The organism is Halorhabdus tiamatea SARL4B (assembly GCF_000470655.1).
In the GTDB taxonomy this organism is placed as follows: Archaea; Halobacteriota; Halobacteria; order Halobacteriales; family Haloarculaceae; genus Halorhabdus; species Halorhabdus tiamatea.
Window position 1 is genome coordinate 2,238,996 of the sequence record NC_021921.1, and the last position, 22,249, is coordinate 2,261,244.

Below are 22,249 nucleotides of genomic sequence, written 5' to 3' on the forward strand. Positions count from 1 at the left end.
CTCGAGGAAGGAGTGGAGTGGTCAGCCTGTCTCGACTGCGTCGGCCTCTCCGGGCGGGGGTTCGCCGTCGTCGGGACCGGCCTTCTCGATGACGGCTTCCTTCCAGGTCCCGCGAGTGAACCACAACACGGCGACGATCCCGCCGATGATGTCGCCGGCGGCGAACCCGATCCAGATGCCCAGTTCGTTCAGGAATCCGGGGTTGACCGCCAGCAGATACACCAGCGGGACACGGCCCAGCCACAGCGCGATGATCGAGAGGACCATCGCCGTCCGGGTGTTGCCCGCACCGCGGAACGCCCCGAGGATGACCTGGAACAGCCCCATGAAGCCGAACTCGACGGCCCTGACCTGGAGATACGTCGCGGCGAACGCGAGCGTGATCGCCGCCTCCTCGGTGCCAGTCCCGAGGAACACGCCGACGATCGGCTCGGGGAAGACGAAAGCGACGACCGCCGCGATCAGGAGCACGGCGACGGCAGCCTTCGCGGCGACCCAAGTGGCCCGCTCGGCGCGATCGGGCTTTTCGGCCCCCAGGTTCTGGCCGACCATCGTGTTGGTCGCCCGGCCCAGCCCCATCGACGGCAGGAAGACGATGGTCCCGATCCGGTTGGTGAGGCCGTAGGCGGCCACGACCGCGGGCGAGAACATCGACACCATCGCAGTCATCGTGATCTGGCCGAGTGCGGCAGCCGACTGTTCGGCCGTCGTCGGGAGGCCGAGGTCGACGATCTTCCGGATGACCTCGAGGTCCGGCCACAGGTGCTTGATCCGGACGTCGGGACCGTATCCGCCGAAGAACAGCAGGCCGATGCCGACGACTGCCGCAAGCCCCCGCGAGGAGACCGTCGCGAGTGCGGCCCCGCCGATCCCCAGCCCGCTAAAGCTCGTCAGGTCAGCGAGTGTCGCCCCGATCACGTCCAGTCCCGGCGGTGCGAACAGCGGGTTGCCGGCGAACCCGAAGATGAGAATCGGGTCGATCACGACGTTGAGGGCGACGCTGCCGGCCATGACGTACATCGGCGTCTTCGTGTCGCCGTACCCGCGCATGACTGTCGAGAAGACGAAGAAGGTAAACAGGAACGGCAGGCCGAGGTAGAAGATCTCCATGTAGTCGTTGGCCATCGGGATGATCCGCTCGGTCGTCCCCGCACTCGATGGCAACAGTGCGAGCAACTGACCAGAGAGCAGAAAGCCGAGGACGCCCAGAATCGCGGCCATACCGATGACGAAGGTTAGCTGATTGCCCGTCACCTTGCCCGCCGAGCCTTCGCTGTCCGCACCAGTGTACTGGGCGACCAGGATTGCGCCCGCGGAGTTGAACCCGCCGGCGACCGAGATAAACAGGAACACCAGCGGCCACGCGATGCTCAGCGCGCCGACTGCGTCGGCCGAGTAGTGTCCCAGCCAGATCGTATCAGTCACGTTGTACGCGACGTTCAACAGCTGAAAGACCACCAGCGGCCACGCGATATCGAGCATCGGGCGGAGCAGTCCCCCTTCCGTCACGTTCGTCTGCGGCCCGGAATCGTCCACGAAGAAATAGTTCAGCCGCTGTGGTCTAAATACCCTTCGAAACGCACGGCGGGCGAGCAAACCGCGGTTGGACGCAGTCACAGCCCCTCGGCGAGGACTCGGCTAGTACGTCTCTCTGAGGTGTCTCGTCGAGAGGTGTTGCCGGAGACGCGCTTCGATCAGGCCGTCGCGGTGGTTCTCACGCGCCTCGAAGGCGAGGGTCCGCGTCTCGCCGGGCCGCAGGTGGACGTAGTTGTCTGTGAACCACCCCGCGAGTGGTCCGGCGTCGAGCTCGACGAACAGTGCGGCCCCCTCGGGCGCGCTGACTGTCACTTCGTCGCCGTCGATCGTCACGTCGAGGTCGACAGTCGGCAGATCCAACGCCTTGTAGTCCTCGAAGAAGGCCGTCGCCGGATAGGACTCGCCCGGCCCGTCGTACTCGGCCCGGATCATCACGGAGGCGGGGTCGACGTCGTCGGGGAGGTCCGCCCGTTCGACCGTCGCGAGTGGCGTGCTTTCCTGTGGCTCGATGTCCACGTCGACGGCCCGTTCGTCGACGACCTCGCCGTCGAAGGTGACCACCTCGAGGTCGATCTCGCCGGCGAGCGGCCGCGGCTCGTCGCTGGTGAGCCACAGCGTCTGCGCACTGACATCCCCGAAATCGCGTTCGTCTTCGTCGTCGGCCTGGGCGTTCTCCCCGCCGGTGTCGTCCTCGAACTCGGGATGGAACGAGACGAGGACCGGTGCGAACTGCCGGCGGGCGGCGTACTGCTGGGCCTTCCACTGTCCGTCGTATTCGATGGACGCCCAGGAGGCGACCGGCCAGAGGTCGTTGAGTTGCCAGTACAGCGCGCCCATCGTCTTCGGCTTGCGCCGTCGCCAGTGTTCGATCGCGGTCGACATCGCCTCGGCCTGGAGAATCTGTGAGAGATAGACGAAATCTCCGAAGTCGAAGGGCACCCGGAAGTACGAGGCCAGTCGGGTGAGGATGGTCGCGTTCCCGTCGGGGTTGCGCTGGTGGTGTTCCATCAGCGGGGCGGTCGGGTTCAACTGGTCGTCCGGCAACACCGTCCGCAACGAGTCGACCGACGGGAACGACTGATAGCCGAACTCCGAAACGAACCGGGGCTCGGTCGTGTAGTAGTCTTCGAAGGGCTGACCTTCGTGCCAGACGTCCCAGTAGTGGACGTCACCCGACCCGAACGCGTAGGGATCGTCACTGTCGGGGCCGCTGGAGGGTGATCCGGGCCAGAAGGTCCGCGAGGGGTCCTCTTCGCGGCAGGTCGGCCCGACGGTCTCCTCGTAGAGCGCCTCGTAATCGTCGACGTGTTCGTCGTGGGCCGGGTGGTCGACGAACCAGTTGTAGAGGGCCTCCTCGTTCTCGTTGTTCGCACACCACACCGCGATCGAGGCGTGGTTCGCCAGCCGACGGACCTGATAGCGGACCTCTTGCTCGACGGTCTCCAGAAAGTCCTCGTCCGAAGGGTGGAGCGAACATGAGAACATGATGTCCTGCCAGACCAGCAGGCCGTGTTCGTCACACAACTCGTAGAAGGCGTCGTTCTCGTAGTAGCCGCCACCCCAGACCCGGAGCATCGTCATGTTCGCTTCCGCGGCGCTCTCGATGAGGTGCTCGTACCGGTCGCGGGTCACGTCGCCGTACATCGGGGCGATGGGGATCGTGTTGGCTCCCTTCGCGAAAACAGGGGTGTCGTTGACCTCGAACTGAAAGGACGCCCCTTCGGCATCGGGTTCGACCACGAGTTCGAGTTCCCGAAAGCCCAGCCGGTCGGTCACGGTGTGGCTGGTCGGATCACCGGCTCCATTTCGATCGGTGACCGTCACCGCGAGGTCGTACAGCGGCTGGTCGCCGTAGCCGTTTGGCCACCACAGCTCGACGTCTTCGACGCCGAGCGTGAGTGAGACGTCCTGCTCTCCTTCGTCCAGGTCGACCGTCTCGGTCGTCTCGCCGTCGGCGACCGACGCCGCCAGTTCGTACTCGCCCGCTCTCGGCGCATCGACGCCGACTCGGACGGTCAGGTCGACCCCCTCGCCATCGTGGTCTTGCTCGGTCGTCGTGTGGGTGATCCGTGGACTGGAGTACGCCACCAGCGAAACGTCCCGGTAGATTCCCATCGTCGGCAGGCTCGGCCCCCAGTCCCACCCGAAGTGACACTGGGCCTTCCGGACGAAGGGCCGACCCGGCTGTTCGACCGGGTAGTGGGTATGGGGAACCTCGTAGGGAGTGGACTCTTTCTGTTCGAGCGCGTACTCCACCGGCGACTGGAACTCGACTCGGATCTCGTTGTCACCCGGTTGCAGTACCTCGCCCACGTCGAACTCGTGGCCGACGTGCATGTTGACCGACTCGCCGACCACCTCGCCGTTGACTCGAACGGTCGCGACCGTGTCCAGGCCGTCGAATTGCAACAGGACGCGATCGTGCTCGAGCATCGACGGCTCGACCTCGAACGTCCGGCGATAGGTCCAGTCAGTCCGACCGACCCACTGGACGTCGAGTTCGTTGTCGGCCTCGAGCGGATCGTCGATCACGTCGTTCGCGAGCAGATCCGTATAGACGCCACCGGGAACGGCCCCGTCGCGCCATTCGCCGCCGGTTTCGCGGAACTCCCAGCGACCGTTGAGGAATTTTTTCTGCATATTTACACGGGTTCGATCCCTGACACCATGAATGTTGGTGCGTGAGACGCGACGGCTGCTCTCGGGAGAGACGAGCCTCTCTCGACGGTGACGCAGGCCGAAAAAGACCTCTCCGTCACTGGAGGTTGACCGTGACTTCGCCGTCGAAGTCGAGCAGGACAGACTGGACCGTGTCGCCGAACAGCGCTTTCCCGGTCGGCGAGCGCTTGCGGCCCGACAGGAAGATGTGCTCACACTCGAACTTCTCGGCGGCCTCGATGACTTTCGACGCGCGGTCGCCCTCGCCGGCGACTGCGCCGACGGTCTCGTACTCGAAGTCGGGTTCGGTGAAGACCTCCTCGATGGTTTCGTTCAGCGAGTTGTGGACCGTTTTCAGGATGTCCGAATCGGTGTAGGACGTGTTCTCGACCTCGCCGATCGTGTCGAGGGTCTCTCTGGCCTCGTCGAACTCCTCGGGATCGAGAGTCCCAAAGAGGTACAGCTTCGCGCCGAGTCCCTCGGCGATTTCGCCGGCCTTCTGGAGCATCTCAAGGCTCGCTTCGGTGTCGTCGACGACAACTAGTGCTCGTTCCATACGCGTGTCATCGTACAAAATACACTAAAGTGTTGCCCTCGCCGATTCGGACCGGCGTCTTCCCCGGCGTGTGAGGCCGCAAAAACAAACGACGTCGCAGATCAGATCGCCCGTGACCGCTCAGGATTCGAGGATGTAGCGGTTGAGGACCGACTTCAGCTTCTCCTGGCGTCCCGACTCCAGGTCGATACCGTCGTTGTTCAGGGCGTACTCCGCGAGCGACTCGAAGTCGGTCGACTCCGCGGCGATCTCGGCACCGATACCCTCGTCGTAGCCGTAGCGGTCGTCGAGGACGTCCTCGAAGACGTTGTCCTCGCGGAGTTCGTGAGCGACTTCGAGCCCACGGGCGAAGGTGTCCATGCCGGTGACGTGGCCGTAGAAGAGGTCGACCGGCTCGAAGGATTCACGCCGGACCTTCGCGTCGAAGTTGAGGCCGCCCGGCGCGAGCCCGTCGTTCTCGAGGACTTCCCACATCGCCAGCGTCGTCATGTAGACGTCGGTCGGGAACTCGTCGGTGTCCCAGCCGATGAGCTTATCGCCCTGGTTTGCGTCGACGCTGCCGAGCGAATCGTTGATCCGGGCGTACTGGAGTTCGTGGCGGAAGGTGTGGCCCGCAAGCGTCGCGTGGTTGGCCTCGAGGTTGAGGTTGAAGCGATCTTCCAGACCGTACTCACGCAGGAACGCCAGGACGTTCGCGGCGTCGAAGTCGTACTGGTGTTTGGTGGGCTCTTTGGGCTTTGGCTCGATGAGCAACTGGCCGTCGAAGCCGATGTCGTCGGCGTAGTCGGCGGCCATCCGGAAGAACCGACCCATGTTGTCGAGTTCCCGGCCCATGTCGGCGTTCAGCAGCGTCTTGTAGCCTTCGCGGCCGCCCCAGAAGACGAAGTTCTCGCCGCCGAGGCGCTCGGTGACCTCCATCGCTTTCTTGACCTGGCCCGCGGCGTGAGCGAAGACGTCAGGGTTCGGTGAGGTTGCCGCGCCGTGCATGAATTTGGGCTCCATGAACAGCTGGGAGGTGCCCCACAGCAACTCGACGCCCGTCTCGTCCATCTTCTCCTCGACGTGGTCGACGATCTCGTCGAGATTTTCGTTAGACTCGGCGAGGTTCTCGCCCTTCGGCGCGATGTCGCGGTCGTGGAAACAGAAGTACGGGACGCCGAGTTTCTCGAAGAACTCGAAGCCGGCGTCGACACGGGCGTGGGCCTTCTCCATCGGGTCGTCGATGTCGTCCCAGGGCCGCTGCATCGTCCCCGCCCCGAACGGGTCCGAGCCGTCCTCGGTCAGCGTATGCCAGAACGCCACCGAGAACCGGAGGTGCTCGGCCATCGTCTTCTCGCCGACCTGTTTGTCCGGCTGATAATAGCTATACGAAAGCGGATCTTCGGAATCCGGTCCCTCGTACGTGATCTCGTCGATTTCAGGGAAGTATTCAGTCATAATGTCACCTGTGCCGTGGTACAGACACACTAAAAATCCACGAAGTGGATACTTGAATATTGCGGTACTCTGTGATTCAATAGGTCGTTGACAGTGTTGCCACTGTCGCCCGGAATCGTGAGTCTTCTAAACGAGGTTTCGTCTCTACTCCCGGAGGGAATCTTCGCGCGCTGAATCTACCCCCTGCTCTTTTTTATTGATGCGAGTGGAGTAGAAATGTCCACGACGATAGTCGAATCTGTAGTATTGAGAATAAAAACAATGAATATAGCAGGCACCATCAGTACATAACAGGTAATTTATAACAAACTATGAGTGACGATCCAGACACTGAATCTACGGATGACGACGCAGGGGGTAGCGCAATCGGCCGTCTCTTGGCGACGGCCGTTCCGGACGTCATCAGGAAGCGCTTCGCGCTGAAGTTCGCCCTGGTCTTGGCGATCATGGGGTTGCTTCTTGCCGGGATCGGGTTCACGGCGACGGGTACCCTCTCCGAACAGGTTGAGGACAACGTCAACCAGGAGTACGAAGAGTTGGCGAACCGGCAGGCGACGATCGTCGAGGAGTGGGTAAAACGGAACACCGTTTCGGTCCAGTTGGCCTCCCAGAACAGTGGGTTACGGGAGGATCCCCAGCAGGCAGAACTGACGTTGAACCAACAGTCCGCACCGCTCACCGGTAGTGCTGAGAGCATGCATCTCGTCTCCTTCGCGGGCGACCAACCGCAAGTCATCGCTCGATCTACCGGGATGGCAGCGACTGACCTGCCGATCTCACTCTCAGAGACGCCACAATCCTGGATCCTGGACACTGACATCCAGAACGCGGACGCGGAAAGCGTCTCCATGTCAGACGTGTATCGGAAAGACGGGGACACGATCATCGGCTTCGCCAGTCGTGTCAAGAACTCAGGCAATCGGTTTCTGGTCGTCGAATATTTTGTCGATGAAGTAGGCGAGTCGATCGAGAACAGCCCGCGAACGAACCACTTCGCACAGGCCATCAACACCGACGGCACGGTCCAGATCGACTCGCGCATGACTGGGGAGAACGCCGACGACTCTCGCGTGGGAAGCGAGTACGGCAACAGCGAGACGGTAGCGCTGGCGTTCGAGCAGGCGACAGGAGATGACGACCGACGGTCCGGCGTCCGGATCATCGAGAACAATCCGTCTGTCATCGACGAGGAGTACGCCGTCGGGTACGCTTCAATCGAGGTTCGAGGGGTCGAAACGCAGTGGGCGATCGTTACCCACGCCCCGACCAGTGATCTGTTCGCCTTGGTCAACAGCGTCACGACAGGTGGGCAACTCGTCGTCGGCGTCGGGGTATTGCTGATCGTTCTCGTCGGCGCGTCGCTGGGGTACTCGACGGCGAGCGCACTCGACCGCCTCCGCGCGAAAGTCGAGGAGATGGAAGCGGGGAACCTCGACGTGCCGATTCACTCTACCCGGATCGACTCGATCGGCCGGCTCTACGACGGCTTCGCAAACATGCGAGATTCACTCCGCGAGCAGATCTCCGAGGCCGAGCAGGCCCGGAAAGAGGCCGAGGTCTCCCGGGCCGAAGCCATGGAGATGAGCGAGTATCTCCAGGAGAAAGCCGAGGAGTACAGCCAGACGATGGAGCGGTGTGCAGCCGGGGACCTGACTCGCCGGATGGACATCGACGGGGAGAACGAGGCGATGGACCGGATCGCCAGCGAGTTCAACGAGATGATCGACGAACTCGAGAAGACTACGGGCCAGCTCAAGAGCTTCGCCGACGAGGTCGAAGAGTCCAGCGAGATCGTGCTCAACTCCGCCGATAGCGTCCAAGAAGCCTCAGAGCAGGTGGCCGACTCGGTCCAGCGCATCTCCGACGACGCCTACGAGCAGCAAGAGCGTCTCCAGGATATCTCCGAGGAGATCGACGCGATCTCCGCACGGCTCGACGACTTCGCTGCTGAGCACCCCGATATCGACTTCGAAGACCAACTCGCCCAGATCGACGAGGTGGCCCGGACGGTCGCGGCGGTCGTCGATCTCGCCGAGGAAACGCTCGAAGAATCCGAGAGCGTCGCGGGTGCGGCCGAAGAACAGGCCGCGGAACTCAACGAAGTCTCACAGCGTGCCGACGACCTCATCCGGTACGCCGGGCCGTTGCACGACGTGCTGGATCGCTTCGAGACCCAGTCCGAACACGAGTTCTACTTCCCGACCGGGCCGCGTGACGAGGAGGAGAACGGCGAGTAAGGACATCAGGGAGAACGGAGCCCCTCCCACTCCCCTCGGTATCGTTTGATCGGCTGTTTTCGACCGACTGTGGCGGCTCGTATTCTTGCTCGGCCGTCTGGATGAGCGCAACGACGCCCGAGTATCGTTACTTGGTCACTTGACGGGTTCGACCACTGAGGGTGCTCGCGAGAGGGCAGCCTCTTCGCGCGCTGAATCGACCTCTCGACGCTTGTTTATTGCTGCGAGTGGGGGAGGGAGTAGATATATTAACAATGATTTTCGTATTTGTAGTACAGAGAATAAAAACAATGAATACGGATGGCATTATCGGTTTACAACAGCTCGATTTTTGACAAACAATGAGCCACGAATCAGACATCGAATCTACGGATGACGACGCAAGGGGTAGTGCAATTGGCCGTCTACTGGCGACGGTCGTTCCGGACGTCATCAGAAAGCGCTTCGCGCTGAAATTCGCTTTGGTCTTGGCGATCATGGGGATCATCCTGGCCGGGATCGGGTTCACGGCGACGGGCGCACTCGCTGATCAGGTCGAAGACGACACCCAAGAAGAGTATGAGCGCCTTGCTTCACAGCAGGCGTCGATCGTCGAACAGTGGGTGCAACGCAACGCGGTGACGGTCGACCTCGCCTCGACGAACGACGGACTGGGCGCTGATCTCTCCGAACGGGGGACGCTCAACCGTCAGTTGGCGCGGCCACTGTTCTCGGAGCTAGCTAACGGGTCACATGCAATATACCTCCTCTCGCCGAACAACCAGACCGAGATCGTCGCGATGCAGTACGCGGGTGACTCCATCGAGGAGGTCAACCGGGGACTTCTCCAGTCAGAGACCATCTCCGTCGCGGAGACGAGCCACCCATTGCTGAAAGACCTCCAGCTCGGTATCGGCGAGTATCCGCAGGTTCAGATGACCGAGGTGTATGAAGTCTCGGGGGAACCGGTCGTCGGCTTCATCAAGCGCGTCGAGCACAACGTCGCCAACCGGTATCTCTACATGGAGTTCCGCGTCGAGGACCTGGCCAGGGCCATCAAGAACGAGGGGCTGACGGAAGGCGACGCCGACACCCACTTCTCACAGGTGGTCAACGCCAACAACTCCGTCCAGGCCGACACTCGAGGGCCTGCAGACGGGGCAGCGTCGAACGTCCTCGGCACCTACGGCAACAGTGAGACGATTCAGAAAGCGATGGCTGCACCCGCCGACGGACAACAGCGGACGACCGGCGTCCGGATCGTCGGAAACGACCCCAGCGTCCTCGACGAGGAGTACGCTGTCGGGTACGCGTCAATCGACGGTGACGTGATCGACCCGCCGTGGGCGATCGTGACCCATGCGCCGACCAGCGACCTCTTCGGATTCGTCCAGACGATCTCGCAGTGGGGCAACATCGTGACGGTCCTGGCCGTGGTGTTGATCGGCGGCGTCGGAGCCATTCTCGGGTACTCGACGGCGAGCGCTGTCGATCGGCTCCGCCGGAAGGCCGAGGAGATCGAGGAGGGGAACCTCGACGTGCCGATTCACTCTACCCGGATCGACTCGATCGGCCGGCTCTACGACGGCTTCGACAACATGCGTGACGCGCTGCGCGAGCAGATCTCCGAGGCCGAGCAGGCCCGGAAAGAGGCCGAGGTCTCCCGGGCCGAGGCCATGGAGATGAGCGAGTATCTCCAGGAGAAAGCCGAGGAGTACAGCCAGACGATGGAACAGTGTGCGGCCGGAGACCTCACCCGTCGCATGGAGATAGACGGGGAGAACGAGGCGATGGACCGGATCGCCAGCGAGTTCAACGAGATGATCGACGAACTCGAGAAGACCACCGGTCAGCTCAAGAGCTTCGCCGACGAGGTCGAAGAGTCCGGCGAGATCGTGCTCAACTCCGCCGATAGCGTCCAGGAGGCCTCAGAGCAGGTGGCCGACTCGGTCCAGCGCATCTCCGACGACGCCTACGAGCAGCAGGAACGCCTCCAGGAGATCTCCGAGGAGATCGACGCGATCTCTGCCCGACTCGACGACTTCGCTGCTGAGCACCCCGATATCGACTTCGAAGACCAACTCGCCCAGATCGACGAGGTGGCCCGGACGGTCGCGGCGGTCGTCGATCTCGCCGAGGAAACGCTCGAAGAATCCGAGAGCGTCGCGGGCGCGGCCGAAGAACAGGCCGCGGAACTCAACGAAGTCTCACAGCGTGCTGACGACCTCATCCGGTACGCCGGGCCGCTGCACGACGTGCTGGATCGCTTCGAGACCCAGTCCGAACACGAGTTCTACTTCCCGACCGGGCCGCGTGACGAGGAAGGGGAGTAACGCCAAGCGTTCGGTTTCGAGGGTCGCTCGCCTGTTTTCGCGGGTTTCAGTCCGGTGGTCGTCTCTGCTGGCCGATTTCGAGTCTCGCCGACGCGAAGAACAGCAACATTTAACCCTAGAAATGGCGAGTACACAGACGTACAATGAGCCTTTTGATGGGACTCGACCTGGGGACCTCAGGCGTAAAGACCCTCGTCGCGAACGCCGACGGGGAGGTTCTCGCGACGAATACCGAAGCGTACCCGCTCTATCAGCCCGAAGTCGGCTGGTCCGAGCAGGACCCGGCCGAGTGGTGGGAGGCAACGCTCGACGGCATCGAGGCCGTCCTCGAGGATCCCGCCGTCGATCCGGCCGAGGTCGAAGCCCTCGGCCTCACCGGCCAGATGCACGGGTCGGTCTTCCTCGACGACGAGGGCGATGTCCTCCGTCCGGCGATCCTCTGGAACGACACGCGAACCTCCGCGCAGTGTGACGAGATCGAGGAGCGCGTCGGCGAGGATCGGATCATCGAACTCGCATCGAACCCGCCGTTCGAGGGCTTTACCGCACCGAAGATTCTCTGGGTCCAGCAGCACGAACCCGAGGTCTACGACCAGACCGAGTGGATCCTGCTGCCCAAGGACTACATCCGGTACAAACTGACCGAGGCGTTCGCCACGGACGTCAGCGACGCCTCGGGGACGCTCCTGCTCGACGTCGGCGAGCGCGACTGGTCGCCCGAAATCCTCGACGAACTCGACATCTCGCGGGACCTCCTGCCGGATGTCTACGAGTCCCCGGAGGTCACCGGTTCGATCACGGATGCCGTCGCCGAACGGACGGGACTGCCGGCCGAGACGCCGGTCGTCGCCGGTGCCGGTGACAACGCCGCGGGCGCTGTCGGGTCGGGGGTCGTCGAGGACGGCGACGTCTGGGGCTCGATCGGCACGTCCGGCGTCATCTTCGTCGCGACCGACGACGAACGAACGGACCCCGAGGGGCGGGTCCACACGTTCTGTCACGCTGTCCCGGGCAAGTGGCACGCGATGGGCGTGATGCTCTCGGCCGGTGGCGCGTTCAGCTGGTTCTCCGACACGCTCGGCGGGCCAGAGGCGGTCGTCGCCGACCAACTGGGCAACGATTCCTTCGAGGTGCTGACCGACGAGGCCGCGACCGTCGAGCCGGGGTCGGAGGGACTCATCTTCCTGCCGTACCTCAACGGCGAGCGGACGCCCCACCGCGACGCCGACGCCCGGGGGGTCTTCTTCGGGCTCTCGACCCGCCACGACAAATCCCACGTCGTCCGGTCGGTGCTCGAGGGCGTCACCTACGGCCTGCGTGACTCCTTCCGGATCGTGCGTGACGACCTCGGCGTCGACACCGGCCAGCTCAAGGCGGCCGGCGGTGGCGCCAAGAGCCCGCTGTGGAAGCAGATCCAGGCGGACATCTTCGACGCGGAGATCCTGACGCCGAACGTCGACGAGGGGCCGGCCTACGGCTCGGCACTCCTTGCCGGCGTCGGGGCTGACGTCTACGACAGCGTCGAAGACGCGACCGAGCGGGCGGTCGACATCGTCGACAGCGTCGAACCGATCGAACAGCACACCCGCGTCTACGACGAGTACTACGACATTTACGAGTCGCTGTACCCTGCGCTGGAAGACTCCTTCGCCAAGAACAGCGCCGCGATCGAATCCGCCCAGGACATCCTCGACGAGTGATCGCCCCGTAACCGTTGTTTTCTGGCACTGTCGAACCCGTCTTTTGGGCCGGACGGAGTCAGTCGAGGAACGCACGGAGGCCGTCAGCCGAGCGAGCATTGAGTACGTCACCGTCTTCCGCCCAGCCGCGCCGCGCGGTGTGGACGCCAAAGCGCCTGTAATCGAACGATTCGGGTCGGTGGGCGTCGGTGTCGATGGCGATTGTCGCCCCCGCTTCGATGGCCCGCTTGACCTGGCCCCCTTCGAGATCGAGTCGGTACGGGTTGGCGTTGACCTCCAGGGCCGTGTCGTGCTCGGCCGCCACCTCGGCGACGGCGGGCACGTCCACGTCGAGTCCGGGGCGGCGATTGAGCTGTCGACCCGTCGGATGGCCGATTACGTCCACCGCGGGGTGGCGTGCGGCTTCGATCAGACGATCGGTGCCGTCGCCGTCGAGGCCGGCGTGTGGCGAGGCGACGACCAGATCCAGCGTTTCGAGCACCTCGTCGCCGACCGAAACCTCTCCGGTCGCGCTGATGTTGGCTTCGACGCCGGCCAGCACTGTGATATCGTCGCGCGCCTCGTCGACTCCCTCGATTGCCGCACGCTGGTCACGGAGTTCGTCGTCCGAGAGGCCGACGCCGCCGACCATCCCCGGCCCGGTCGCGTGATCGGTGATGCAGACGTACTCGTCGCCCCGCTCGGCGGCGGCCGCGGCCATCTCCTCGATCGTGTTGTTGCCGTCCGACCAGTCCGTGTGGACGTGGAGATCGCCACTGAGGTCGTCTATCTCGACCAGTTCGGGGAGGTTTCCCTCGGCGGCGGCCGCGATCTCGCCGCGGTTCTCCCGCAACTCCGGTGGGATCCAGGACAGGTCGAGTGCGTCGTAGACGCCGGCCTCTGACTCGCCGGCGACGCGCTCGCCCGCCCGCTGATCGTCCGCGTCGTCCGCGACCGCCGAGACGTCGAAGACGCCGTACTCGTTGAGTTTCAGGTCCCGGTCGATCGCCCGGTTGCGCAGGTCGACGTTGTGGTCCTTGCTTCCCGTGAAGTACTGCAACGCCGCGCCGAACTCCGAGGGGTCGATAACCCGGAGGTCGATCCGGACGCCCCCCGACCGGACGCTCGCCTTTTGGTCGCCGGCCTCGATCACCCGGTCGGCCCCGTCCCAGTCGGTGAACGCCTCGACGACGGCGGGGCCCTCAGTGCTCGCGACCAGCGCGTCGACGTCGCCGATCGTCGGCTTCCAGCGGCGGAGCGATCCGGCGAGTTCACACTGCTCGACGGCCGCCACGTCCTGGAGATACTCACGCACGCGCTCGCCACGCGGCCGGGCCTCGCCCAGCAACTGGCGTTCGTGGGCTTCCCTGGCGAAGTCGATTCCGCCCAGGATGTTCTGCTCGGTCTTCGCGCCGAACCCGGAGACGTCCTGAATTTCACCCGCCTCGGCGGCCGCTTCGAGGTCGTCGAGGGTCTGGATTCCGAGTGCCTCGTAGAGCGTGCCGACCGTCTTCGGACCGACGCCCTCGACGCTCGTCAGTGCGTCCATTTCGACAGGTAACTCCTCGCGCAACGCTTCGAGTTCCTCGATCGTCCCAGTCTCGACGTACTCGACGATCTTGGCGGCGATCGCCTCGCCGACGCGGTCGATTTCTTCGACGGCCTTGACGCCCTCCGTGGCGAGGTCGGCGACGTCCTCGGGGTACTCGGCGACGTTCTCGGCCGCCCGGCGATAGGCGCGTGGCTTGTACTCGACGTCGTTGGCTTCGAGCAGGTCGGCGAACTCCTCGAGACGGTCGGCGAGTTCGGCGTTGTCCGTCATGGGCCACCTCGCGCCCGCCGGTCGCCCGACTCGCCGTCCTGGCCGAGTGCGTTCTGGAGGAACCGCATCCAGCGCTTGCGGTCGGCCGTCTTCGCGGTCTGTCGCTCAGCCTCGACGTCTGCAGGTTCGAGGTCTTCGAGCGCGCCCAGCGCGCGGTCGATCCCCACGATCGACTCGGCCAGGGTCTCGCCTTCGTCGTAGTTCAGTGCGTCCGTTTCGAGCCGTTCGACCCGTCGATTGCGCTCACGGCGAAGTTTCGTCTTGACGGCCTCGACCCGCTCGCGCTGGTCCGGCGGGACAGTCTCCTGGCGTCGGGTCTCGAAGACGAACGCCGACAGATCGAGGGATTCGCCGTCGATCTCGATCGTGTCGGGGATCGTCGCGCCAACGGTCGCGGCCTCGCGCCCGACGCGTTCGAGGAGCTGTTTGCGTTCGTACTCGTGCACGGTCGCCTCTCCGGGGCCGACGGACAAAAATCCACGTCAGGTGGACGAAGCGTCGGCGAAGGCCACTCGGATTCGGCCAAGCACAATCTCTTTGCCCACGGATCCGTTATGCGATGGCAATGACGACCTGTGACGTGTGCGGCACGGAGACGAATATGCCGTATCACTGCAATCACTGCGGGGGAACGTTCTGTGCGGAACATCGCCTCCCGGAGAACCACGACTGTCCGGGGCTGGACGACTGGAACGATCCCGAGGGGGTCTTCGACAGCGGGTTCGACGACAGCGTCTCGACGGGCCGCGATCCGAGTTCCTCGAAGAGCCTCCTCGATCGGATCGGGATCGATACCGGACCCGGCGGCCCGCTGGCGTATTTCCGCGGGAACATGACGTACGTCTTCTTGATCTTGATGGCGGTCACCTTCTTCGCCCAGGAGCTGTTCAAAGCGCTGTTCATCGGCTTCGATGTCAATGAGTTCGGGAGGGTCGTGACGACGACACCCGAAATGTGGGAACTCTATCGCAGTATCTTCATTCTGCAGGCCGAACACCCCGAGTACGTCTGGACGTGGTTCACGTCGATATTTTCCCACGGCAGCGTCAGCCACATCTTCCTCAACGGGATCGTGATCTTCTTCTTCGGCCGGCTGGTCGAGGACTACGTCGGTTCGCGTGATTTCACGCTCCTGTTTCTGGCCAGCGGTGTTCTCGCCGGCCTCGGACAGATCGTGATCATGCTCGTCCAGAGCGATATGGGGGGTGTCCTCGGTGCCAGCGGCGCTGCACTGGCGATCCTGGGCGTCTTGACGATCCTGAACCCCGGCCTGCGCGTGTATCTGTACTTCGTCATTCCCGTGCCGATCTGGTTGCTGACGATCGGGATGGTCGCGATCAACGTCCTCGGCATGTTCGGTACTGGCGGCGGTGGCGTCGCCAACGCTGCCCACCTGATCGGCCTCGCGATCGGTCTCGCCTACGGCCAGCACGTCCGTGACCGGATTCGGCTTCCCAACCAACTCCAACTCGGCGGCGGCGGTCGCGGCCCCGGCGGACCGGGTGGCCCGGGCGGTCCGGGTCGCGGTCGCGGGCCGTTCTGAGCGATGGAGCCAGTCTGCCCCGAATTCGTCCCCGATCCCTCGCTCTCCCGCGAGGAGATGGAATCTCTGCAGCGTGAAATCGCCGACGTTGCCGTCTTCGAGGACGCCTTCGCCTTCGATCCCGCAGCGATCGAGTTTGATTCACCAGTCGATTTGGGGGACGACGATCAGCACCGACTCACCGGCGACGGCCCGATCGTCGCGGGTGTCGATCAGGCGTTTCTCGACGATGGCGATCGAGCCCTGAGCGCCGTCGTCGCCCTGCAGGACGGACGTATCGTCGATCGGGCGTACGCTGTCCTCGACACCGAAATTCCGTACATCCCTGGATTGCTGAGTTTCCGCGAGGGTGGGGCGATTCTCGCGGCGCTGTCGAACCTCACTGTCGAACCTGACTTGCTCGTCGTCGACGGCAGCGGGCGTATCCACTTCCGGGAAGCCGGCCTGGCGACCCACATCGGCGTCGTGGTGGACGTCCCCGCCATCGGCGTCGCAAAGAACCTCCTCTGTGGCACGCCGGCCGAGCCGATCCCCGACCGGATGGAAGCGGGCGCACGCATCCCGATCGAGGCCGACGACAGTGTCGAGACCACCGAGTCCGGGACCGTCATCGGCCACGCGGTCCAGACCCGCCAGTACGACTCCGGGTCGACGTCGATCAACCCGCTGTACGTCAGTCCGGGCCACCGCGTGAGCGCGGAAACGACCGCAGACATCGTAGCCCAATGCGCTGGTGGGTACAAGCTACCCGAGCCCACGCGGCTGGCCGACCGGGCCGCCGATCGCCAAAAGCGTGCGGGCAGTCCGGACTGATCGACCGCCAGGGCTTACTTCTCCCCGCTCGACGGCGACCGTATGGAAGACCACATCGCACTCATCACCGGCTGTTCGTCTGGCGTCGGCCGAGCGAGCGCCGAACGCTTTCTCGAAGAGGACTGGACAGTCTACGCGACCGCTCGGGACACCGACGATATCGCCGACCTCGCCGACGCCGGCGCGAAGACGGCTGCCCTGGACGTCACGAACGCCCGCGCAGTCGAGCGGGTCGTCGACCGGATCATCGACGAAGAAGGCCGGATCGACTGTCTGGTCAACAACGCCGGAACCGGCCAGTTCGGCCCGGTCGAAGACGTGCCGACCGACGCACTCCACGACCAGTTCGACGTCAACCTCTATGGCCCCCACCGACTCATTCGAGCCGTCTTACCCCACATGCGCGAGCAGGCGGCGGGGACGATCGTCAACGTCTCCAGCCTCCAGGGTCGGCTTGCCGTCCCCGGTATGGGTGCCTACGCGGCTTCGAAGTTCTCCCTCGAAGCGATGAGCGACTCCCTCCGGGCCGAGGTCGGCCCCCACGGCGTCGACGTGGTCGTCGTCGAACCGGGCGTCGTGGAGACGTCGTTTGCCGACCGGACCGACGCGAGTCGCGAACGGCTCGAACAGTCCGGGGCGTACGACGCGATCTACGAGGGCCAGGACGACCGGCGGGCGATCGAGTACGACGGCGTCTTCGGGATCTCACCCGCGGAGGTCGCGACGGTGATCTACGACGCCGCGGCGATGACCGACCCCGATCCACGCTACGTGGTGGGTCACGGCGCGAAACTGATCCTGGCGTTGCGATACCTTCCCGATCGCTGGCGAGACGCCGCATTCGGTCTATTTCAGCGAGTGACCCGGCTCGGACGATGATAGCCGACCGCGATCGGCTGGCGACGACGCCGGCCCACGACGTCGCGCTGTCCTGCGTCGAAGCGGGGATCGAGGCGGCGACGCCCGAGCGCGTCCTCCGGGAGTCGATCTCGGTCGAGGAGGACGTCTTGACCGTCGCTGACAGCCAATACGACCTCGCGGCCTACGACTCGGTGGTCGTCCTCGGCGGCGGGAAGGCCGCCGACGTCGTCGCCCGCGAACTCGAACGCCACCTCGAGGGCTACCTCGATCGGGGGCTCGTCGTCTCGACGAAACCAGTTGCGACTGACACCGTCGAGACAGTCGCGGGAAGTCATCCGATCCCCGACGCCGACAGTCTGGCGGGTGCCCGGCGGATCTTCCAGCGAGCCCAGGGACTGGGCGAGGGGACGCTCGTCCTCGCGCCGATCACGGGCGGCGGGAGCGCGCTGCTGGCGTTGCCCGCCGGCGACATCACCCTCGTCGACCTCCAGGCCACCACCGAGGAACTCGTCGAGAGCGGCGCGTCGATCAACGAGATCAACGCCGTTCGCAAACACTGCTCGGCGATCAAGGGCGGCGGGCTGGCCCGGGCAGCAGCCCCGGCGACAGTCGTCGGCCTGCTGTTCTCGGACGTCGTCGGCGACGACCCCGGCGTGATCGCCAGCGGGCCGACCGCACCCGACGCGACCACCTACGAGGATGCCCTCGAGATCCTGGATCGCTACGACGTGGCTGTCCCCGCTGTGGTCCGCGAGCACCTCGAAGCTGGTGTGGCCGGCGAGCGCGCGGAGACGCCCACCGATCCGGCCGTCCTGGGCCACGTCGACAACCACGTCCTCGCCGACGCCTGGACGGCACTGTCGGCTGCTCGCGACATCGCCAGCGAGGCCGGGTACGAACCGCTCGTCCTGTCCTCGCGGGTTCGCGGCGAGGCGACCGAGGCAGCCCTTTCTCAACTCGCCATCGCTGAGGAGTCTGCAGCCACCGGAACACCCGTCGAACCGCCGACCGTGCTGCTCTCGGCTGGCGAGACGACGGTCACGGTCATGGGTAAGGGCGACGGCGGCCCGAACCTCGAATTCGCGCTCCGGGTCGCCGTCGAACGGTCTGAGGGGATCGTCTGTGCCAGCGTCGACACTGACGGCGAGGACGGCGGCACCGAAGTTGCCGGTGCGATCGTCGACGGCGAAACGCTCTCGAACCCACAGCGTGGTCGGGCCGCACTGCTGGAGAACGACGCACTGCCGGCGCTCGAAGAATCCAACGCGGTGATCGAGACCGGGCCGACGGGGACGAACGTCAACGATCTGCGGGTGTTCGTGATCGAGGCGTGACTCACCTCAAACGCTAAGTGGTTTGGCTCACATTGTACACATAATGAGCAGCGACAAGAAGCGCGTCCAGTTCAGAGCGCCGCATCGACTCGTCGATCGGACGGACGCACTCGCGGACGTTCTCGGCGAGGACCGGACGGACATTCTCGTGACGGCGCTTCGGGAGTACCTGCAGGACGCGACCCACGACGACGCGCTCACCCAGGAGATCGCGGCCGCCTACTACGACGACGAGATCTCTTTCGACCAACTCAAAGCACTCGTCGGTGCCGAAGAGGCCGCGAACCTCCGGGTGTTGAAACAGCAACTCGACCGGGACTTCGTCGACGAGGTCGCGGACGCATAGATGTCGGTCCTCGTCGCCGATGCCTCCGCACTCGTCAGCCTCGCGATCGTGGCGAAAGCGGATCCCGATCCACTCGCGCTGTCACTGGATCGATACGCGGTCGTCGTCCCGACGGTAGTCGTCGACGAACTCCGAGAGATCGCCGCTTACGATGACGAGCACGGTCGGGCGGCTACGGCCGTCCTCGACCGAACTGACGCGTTCGAGACGCGATCGGTCGATCTCGACGCCGACTTCCCGCTCGATGACGGCGAGAACGCCGCCGTCACCCTGGCGAACGATCTCGACGCGGCGCTGTTCCTCTGTGACGAGTTCAACCAGCTCGGGCTGATCCACGCGTCGCTCGCCGACACCCGGCTCGTCACGACCCCGACGCTGCTTTCGGTTCTCGTTCGGTCCGGACAGCTATCGTCGACGGCTGCACAGGGGCTCCTCGACGAGATCAGTGACGCCCGGAGCTGGGACGCCAATAGCTACGTCCAGCGCGCTCGCTCGCTGCTTGAAGAGCCATGACACAGACTCTGTCGTCTTCTTCGTCGCTTTCAACCACGAATCGAAGGGCAGACGACGGACCGTTTCCCGCTCGCTCAAAAGTCGATGACTTGCTTGTCTTTCCAGAAGAGGCCGCTCGGCGACCCCGGACCGAAGCGTGACAGCCAGATCGGCGTCTCGGCCCCTTTCTCGGGTTCGCGCGGGGCCTCCTCGCCGCCGAGGTCGGTCGCCACCCAGCCGGGATCGACGGAGTTGGCGATGAGTCCGTCTTCGCCGTGGGTCTGATCAAGCGAGACCGTCAGGGCGTTGATGCCAGCTTTCGAGATCCGGTAGGCCGGCATTTCGGATTCGATCGGGTCGGCGAGAATGCCCACGCCGGAGGAGACGTTCACGATCCGTGGGGCGTCCGTCTCCAGCAAGTGCGGAAGTGCGTACTTACTCAGTAGTGACGGCCCGCGGAGATTCACGTCCAGGATTCGATCGAAGGCCTCGCTGTCGACGTCCGTGAGACCTGCACCGGCCCCGCCGACGCCGGCGTTGTTGACGAGGACGTCGAGCTGGCCGCCGGCGGTGACTACCTCTTCGACCGCGCTCTCGATCATGGATTCGTCGGTCACGTCGATCTCGACAGCCTCGACACCGTCCGGAAGGGCCGCCGTCGGATCACGGACACCGCCGTAGACTGTCGCGTCGAGTTCGACGAGGCCGCTGGCGATTTCGCGACCGATACCTCGATTCGCTCCCGTGACGAGGGCAACCTGTCCATCGAGTGTTTCCAGCAGATTTGGCTCCATCGTCGGACGTTGGTCGTGAGTCGGTTTGGATGTTGTCACTGGCGGCTGCAGAGAAGGCGGATAAATCGACAGCGCGGCCGGCTACTCCTCGAGACAGGCGGCGACGACCCGCAGCAACTGCTCGCCACGGACTTCGTCGGCGAACAGCGGCACCCGCCGGACGTCGTGGCCCCGGAAGACGTCCTGGGAGCGTTCGAGCGCCTTCTGCTGGACGTCCCAGCGCCGCTGGCAGAACTCACACGTCTCCAGGTTCGGCGAGACGTACCAGTCGGTCTCGACGTCCGCGACGTCGGCCAGGTCTTCCATCACGCGGTTGACGACGATCGTCCCGACGGGGATGTCGAAGGCGGCCAGTCGCTCAAGGAGGCGCTCGGACTCCATGACGCTCAACTCCTCGGGCACCATGACGACCCGGAAGTCCGTCTTCTGGGGGTCCTGAAGGATCGTCCGGAGGCGCTCGATCCGCTCCCGGAGGACGCGCAGGTCGTCGAGGCCCTCCTCGATGTCCTCCTCGTCTGCGTCGCCGAACATCCCCGTGATGGTGCCCATCATCCCGCTCAGGCGCTCGCGGAAGGACAGCAGTTTCCCGACCATCGTGTCCATCACTTCGGGGAGTTCGAGCAGTCGGAGTGTGTGGCCGGTGGGAGCCGTGTCGACCACGACCCGGTCGAAGCGCTCGTCGTCGAGATACCGGATGAGCAGTCGAATTGCAGCCGCTTCGTCCGTGCCAGGCATCGCGTTCGTAAAGGGGTCGGTGACGTCCTCGCCAAGCAGTTGACCGAGGCCACCGAGTCCACCGCCCTCGAGGCCGAGCGGGTCGTCGCCGAGGGCTGCTTCGGGATCTATCTCGGCGGCGTAGAGGGGGATGTCCTCGCGGATCTGGGCCGGCTCGGCGGGGATGTCCGTCTCCAGCGTATCCGACAACGAGTGGGCGGGGTCGGTCGAGACGACCAGCGTGGCGGTCCCGTCGCGGGCGCTGGCGAGTGCCGTTGCCGCCGCCATCGTCGTCTTGCCGACGCCGCCCTTCCCGCCGTAGAGGACGTACTCCGGCCCCTCGATTCCGCTCGGGACGACCGACTCGTCGATCTCCTCGACGGCCTCGACGTCGATGTCGTTCATGGACGGTCTTTCCTGCCCGGCCTTACGAACTTCCCGGTCGTGGGACGCGCGTACGGGTCGACTTCGTCTGCTGTCCAGTACTCACCACCATGAGTTCGACGCCTGAATTCGAGTAGATACTCGGTCGCGCTCTGTAGTCAGATCCGGACGATCTCGATCGAGCACCGAGTCCGTGAGAACCTCGGGTCGATCCCGGCCGAGCGCATGGCGGAAGTGGATACCGCACTCGAATACAGCCTGGGTCTTGTCGAGATTTGATCGATCGCACTGACTACTTGCCGTGGGGTGGTATCGAACGGTGCATGAGTTGCTGCGGTGCAGTTTTGGTGAATCCGATCGAGATCGAGATGTACACGGACGGCACGACATTCCGAGAGCGCTTCAGCGGTGTTCGTTCGGATCGTAATCTTCACCGGGTTCGATCGGCGTGTCCGACTGAACCTTGTACGTTCGGGCTTTTTGATGACGCTTGTAGAAGTACACAAGGGGAAACGGGAGCACAAGCAGCGTCAACAGGTATCGTTGTCGGGCGAACGTATACCCGACAAGCGCAGTGGCGAGGAGGATTGACAGGTGGCCGTACACCCAGAGACTGTGAGAGACGGATTCCCAGTCCCCGTACAGATACGCATAAAAGAATTCCTCGATCCATCTCGTCAGCTGGGGCATACCGAAAGACGATAGTTCGACCATCTTAGGTGTGTTGGACG

At 64.3% G+C, this 22,249-nt stretch carries 18 protein-coding genes and 1 pseudogene; 10 read left to right on the plus strand and 9 right to left on the minus strand.

What is annotated here, in order from left to right; genetic code table 11:
• Window positions 1–21: 21 nt before the first annotated feature.
• From HTIA_RS11010 to xylA, 4 genes are all read right to left on the minus strand, one after another.
• Window positions 22–1,536: an MATE family efflux transporter gene (locus tag HTIA_RS11010; protein WP_008523805.1), complete on the minus strand. Its 1,515-nt coding sequence runs from the start codon at window positions 1,534–1,536 to the stop codon at window positions 22–24.
• 102 nt (window positions 1,537–1,638) lie between these two features.
• The gene (locus HTIA_RS11015; protein ID WP_008523804.1) at window positions 1,639–4,176 is read right to left on the minus strand and encodes a beta-mannosidase; all 2,538 of its coding nucleotides are present in this window, start codon (window positions 4,174–4,176) and stop codon (window positions 1,639–1,641) included.
• A gap of 115 nt (window positions 4,177–4,291) precedes the next feature.
• Window positions 4,292–4,750: a universal stress protein gene (locus HTIA_RS11020; RefSeq protein WP_008523803.1), complete on the minus strand. Its 459-nt coding sequence runs from the start codon at window positions 4,748–4,750 to the stop codon at window positions 4,292–4,294.
• Between the two features lie 120 nt (window positions 4,751–4,870).
• Entirely contained in the window at window positions 4,871–6,187 is a 1,317-nt protein-coding gene (gene xylA, locus HTIA_RS11025) for a xylose isomerase (protein ID WP_008523802.1), read from the minus strand.
• A gap of 311 nt (window positions 6,188–6,498) precedes the next feature.
• Between xylA and HTIA_RS11030 the strand changes: the two genes are divergently transcribed.
• The 3 genes from HTIA_RS11030 (at window position 6,499) to xylB (ending at window position 12,436) form a co-directional block, all read left to right on the plus strand.
• Window positions 6,499–8,424 (plus strand): HAMP domain-containing protein, encoded by a 1,926-nt coding sequence (locus HTIA_RS11030; protein ID WP_008523801.1) that lies wholly within the window; start codon window positions 6,499–6,501, stop codon window positions 8,422–8,424.
• Between the two features lie 341 nt (window positions 8,425–8,765).
• A complete protein-coding gene (locus HTIA_RS11035) occupies window positions 8,766–10,736 on the plus strand; it encodes a methyl-accepting chemotaxis protein (RefSeq protein WP_008523800.1) in 1,971 nt (656 codons plus the stop codon).
• Window positions 10,737–10,879: 143 nt separating this feature from the next.
• Window positions 10,880–12,436 carry a xylulokinase gene (gene xylB / locus HTIA_RS11040; protein WP_021029499.1) on the plus strand — a complete coding sequence of 519 codons (1,557 nt, stop codon included), beginning with the start codon at window positions 10,880–10,882 and terminating at the stop codon, window positions 12,434–12,436.
• Window positions 12,437–12,494: 58 nt separating this feature from the next.
• Here xylB and polX read toward each other — a convergent pair whose 3' ends face one another.
• Together polX and HTIA_RS11050 are read right to left on the minus strand one after the other, a co-directional pair.
• A complete protein-coding gene (gene polX, locus HTIA_RS11045) occupies window positions 12,495–14,237 on the minus strand; it encodes a DNA polymerase/3'-5' exonuclease PolX (RefSeq protein WP_008523798.1) in 1,743 nt (580 codons plus the stop codon).
• Window positions 14,234–14,683, minus strand: coding sequence for a DUF5788 family protein (locus tag HTIA_RS11050; RefSeq protein WP_020936371.1), 450 nt, complete (start codon window positions 14,681–14,683; stop codon window positions 14,234–14,236). The genes polX and HTIA_RS11050 overlap by 4 nt, the downstream gene beginning before the upstream one ends.
• 119 nt (window positions 14,684–14,802) lie before the next feature.
• Here HTIA_RS11050 and HTIA_RS11055 point away from each other — a divergent pair, with 119 nt between their 5' ends.
• The 6 genes from HTIA_RS11055 to HTIA_RS11080 are packed head-to-tail and all read left to right on the plus strand — an operon-like array spanning window position 14,803 to window position 19,647.
• Window positions 14,803–15,780 (plus strand): rhomboid family intramembrane serine protease, encoded by a 978-nt coding sequence (locus HTIA_RS11055; protein WP_008523796.1) that lies wholly within the window; start codon window positions 14,803–14,805, stop codon window positions 15,778–15,780.
• A gap of 3 nt (window positions 15,781–15,783) precedes the next feature.
• Window positions 15,784–16,593, plus strand: coding sequence for an endonuclease V (locus HTIA_RS11060; protein WP_008523794.1), 810 nt, complete (start codon window positions 15,784–15,786; stop codon window positions 16,591–16,593).
• A gap of 42 nt (window positions 16,594–16,635) precedes the next feature.
• Complete coding sequence (locus HTIA_RS11065; protein ID WP_008523792.1) at window positions 16,636–17,472, plus strand: SDR family oxidoreductase; 837 nt, start codon at window positions 16,636–16,638, stop codon at window positions 17,470–17,472.
• Window positions 17,469–18,788: a glycerate kinase type-2 family protein gene (locus HTIA_RS11070; protein WP_008523790.1), complete on the plus strand. Its 1,320-nt coding sequence runs from the start codon at window positions 17,469–17,471 to the stop codon at window positions 18,786–18,788. Before HTIA_RS11065 ends, HTIA_RS11070 begins: the two co-directional genes overlap by 4 nt.
• A gap of 43 nt (window positions 18,789–18,831) precedes the next feature.
• Window positions 18,832–19,134: a hypothetical protein gene (locus tag HTIA_RS11075; protein WP_008523789.1), complete on the plus strand. Its 303-nt coding sequence runs from the start codon at window positions 18,832–18,834 to the stop codon at window positions 19,132–19,134.
• On the plus strand, window positions 19,135–19,647 hold the full coding sequence (locus HTIA_RS11080; RefSeq protein WP_008523787.1) for a hypothetical protein: 513 nt from the start codon (window positions 19,135–19,137) through the stop codon (window positions 19,645–19,647).
• A 74-nt stretch (window positions 19,648–19,721) separates the two neighbouring features.
• On the opposite strand, the gene HTIA_RS11085 is transcribed toward HTIA_RS11080, so the two are convergent.
• Both HTIA_RS11085 and HTIA_RS11090 read right to left on the minus strand, forming a co-directional pair.
• The gene (locus tag HTIA_RS11085) at window positions 19,722–20,420 is read right to left on the minus strand and encodes an SDR family NAD(P)-dependent oxidoreductase (protein WP_008523786.1); all 699 of its coding nucleotides are present in this window, start codon (window positions 20,418–20,420) and stop codon (window positions 19,722–19,724) included.
• 81 nt (window positions 20,421–20,501) lie between these two features.
• A complete protein-coding gene (locus HTIA_RS11090) occupies window positions 20,502–21,539 on the minus strand; it encodes an ArsA family ATPase (RefSeq protein WP_008523785.1) in 1,038 nt (345 codons plus the stop codon).
• Window positions 21,540–21,659: 120 nt separating this feature from the next.
• On the opposite strand from HTIA_RS11090, the pseudogene HTIA_RS15945 reads away from it, so the two are divergent.
• Window positions 21,660–21,797: pseudogene (locus HTIA_RS15945) on the plus strand (type II toxin-antitoxin system PemK/MazF family toxin); the annotation flags it as partial.
• 123 nt (window positions 21,798–21,920) lie between these two features.
• On the opposite strand, the gene HTIA_RS11095 reads toward HTIA_RS15945, so the two are convergent.
• The gene (locus tag HTIA_RS11095; RefSeq protein WP_008523784.1) at window positions 21,921–22,208 is read right to left on the minus strand and encodes a hypothetical protein; all 288 of its coding nucleotides are present in this window, start codon (window positions 22,206–22,208) and stop codon (window positions 21,921–21,923) included.
• Between the last annotated feature and the right edge of the window lie 41 nt (window positions 22,209–22,249).

What these genes read in the sequence shown, in the direction of transcription:
- HTIA_RS11015 (WP_008523804.1), bottom strand. Translation starts at nt 4,176, where the DNA reads ATGCAGAAAAAATTCCTCAACGGTCGCTGGGAGTTCCGCGAAACCGGC.
- HTIA_RS11020 (WP_008523803.1), bottom strand. Translation starts at nt 4,750, where the DNA reads ATGGAACGAGCACTAGTTGTCGTCGACGACACCGAAGCGAGCCTTGAG.
- xylA (WP_008523802.1), bottom strand. Translation starts at nt 6,187, where the DNA reads ATGACTGAATACTTCCCTGAAATCGACGAGATCACGTACGAGGGACCG.
- HTIA_RS11030 (WP_008523801.1), top strand. Translation starts at nt 6,499, where the DNA reads ATGAGTGACGATCCAGACACTGAATCTACGGATGACGACGCAGGGGGT.
- HTIA_RS11035 (WP_008523800.1), top strand. Translation starts at nt 8,766, where the DNA reads ATGAGCCACGAATCAGACATCGAATCTACGGATGACGACGCAAGGGGT.
- xylB (WP_021029499.1), top strand. Translation starts at nt 10,880, where the DNA reads ATGAGCCTTTTGATGGGACTCGACCTGGGGACCTCAGGCGTAAAGACC.
- polX (WP_008523798.1), bottom strand. Translation starts at nt 14,237, where the DNA reads ATGACGGACAACGCCGAACTCGCCGACCGTCTCGAGGAGTTCGCCGAC.
- HTIA_RS11055 (WP_008523796.1), top strand. Translation starts at nt 14,803, where the DNA reads ATGACGACCTGTGACGTGTGCGGCACGGAGACGAATATGCCGTATCAC.
- HTIA_RS11060 (WP_008523794.1), top strand. Translation starts at nt 15,784, where the DNA reads ATGGAGCCAGTCTGCCCCGAATTCGTCCCCGATCCCTCGCTCTCCCGC.
- HTIA_RS11065 (WP_008523792.1), top strand. Translation starts at nt 16,636, where the DNA reads ATGGAAGACCACATCGCACTCATCACCGGCTGTTCGTCTGGCGTCGGC.
- HTIA_RS11070 (WP_008523790.1), top strand. Translation starts at nt 17,469, where the DNA reads ATGATAGCCGACCGCGATCGGCTGGCGACGACGCCGGCCCACGACGTC.
- HTIA_RS11075 (WP_008523789.1), top strand. Translation starts at nt 18,832, where the DNA reads ATGAGCAGCGACAAGAAGCGCGTCCAGTTCAGAGCGCCGCATCGACTC.
- HTIA_RS11080 (WP_008523787.1), top strand. Translation starts at nt 19,135, where the DNA reads ATGTCGGTCCTCGTCGCCGATGCCTCCGCACTCGTCAGCCTCGCGATC.
- HTIA_RS11085 (WP_008523786.1), bottom strand. Translation starts at nt 20,420, where the DNA reads ATGGAGCCAAATCTGCTGGAAACACTCGATGGACAGGTTGCCCTCGTC.
- HTIA_RS11090 (WP_008523785.1), bottom strand. Translation starts at nt 21,539, where the DNA reads ATGAACGACATCGACGTCGAGGCCGTCGAGGAGATCGACGAGTCGGTC.
- HTIA_RS11095 (WP_008523784.1), bottom strand. Translation starts at nt 22,208, where the DNA reads ATGCCCCAGCTGACGAGATGGATCGAGGAATTCTTTTATGCGTATCTG.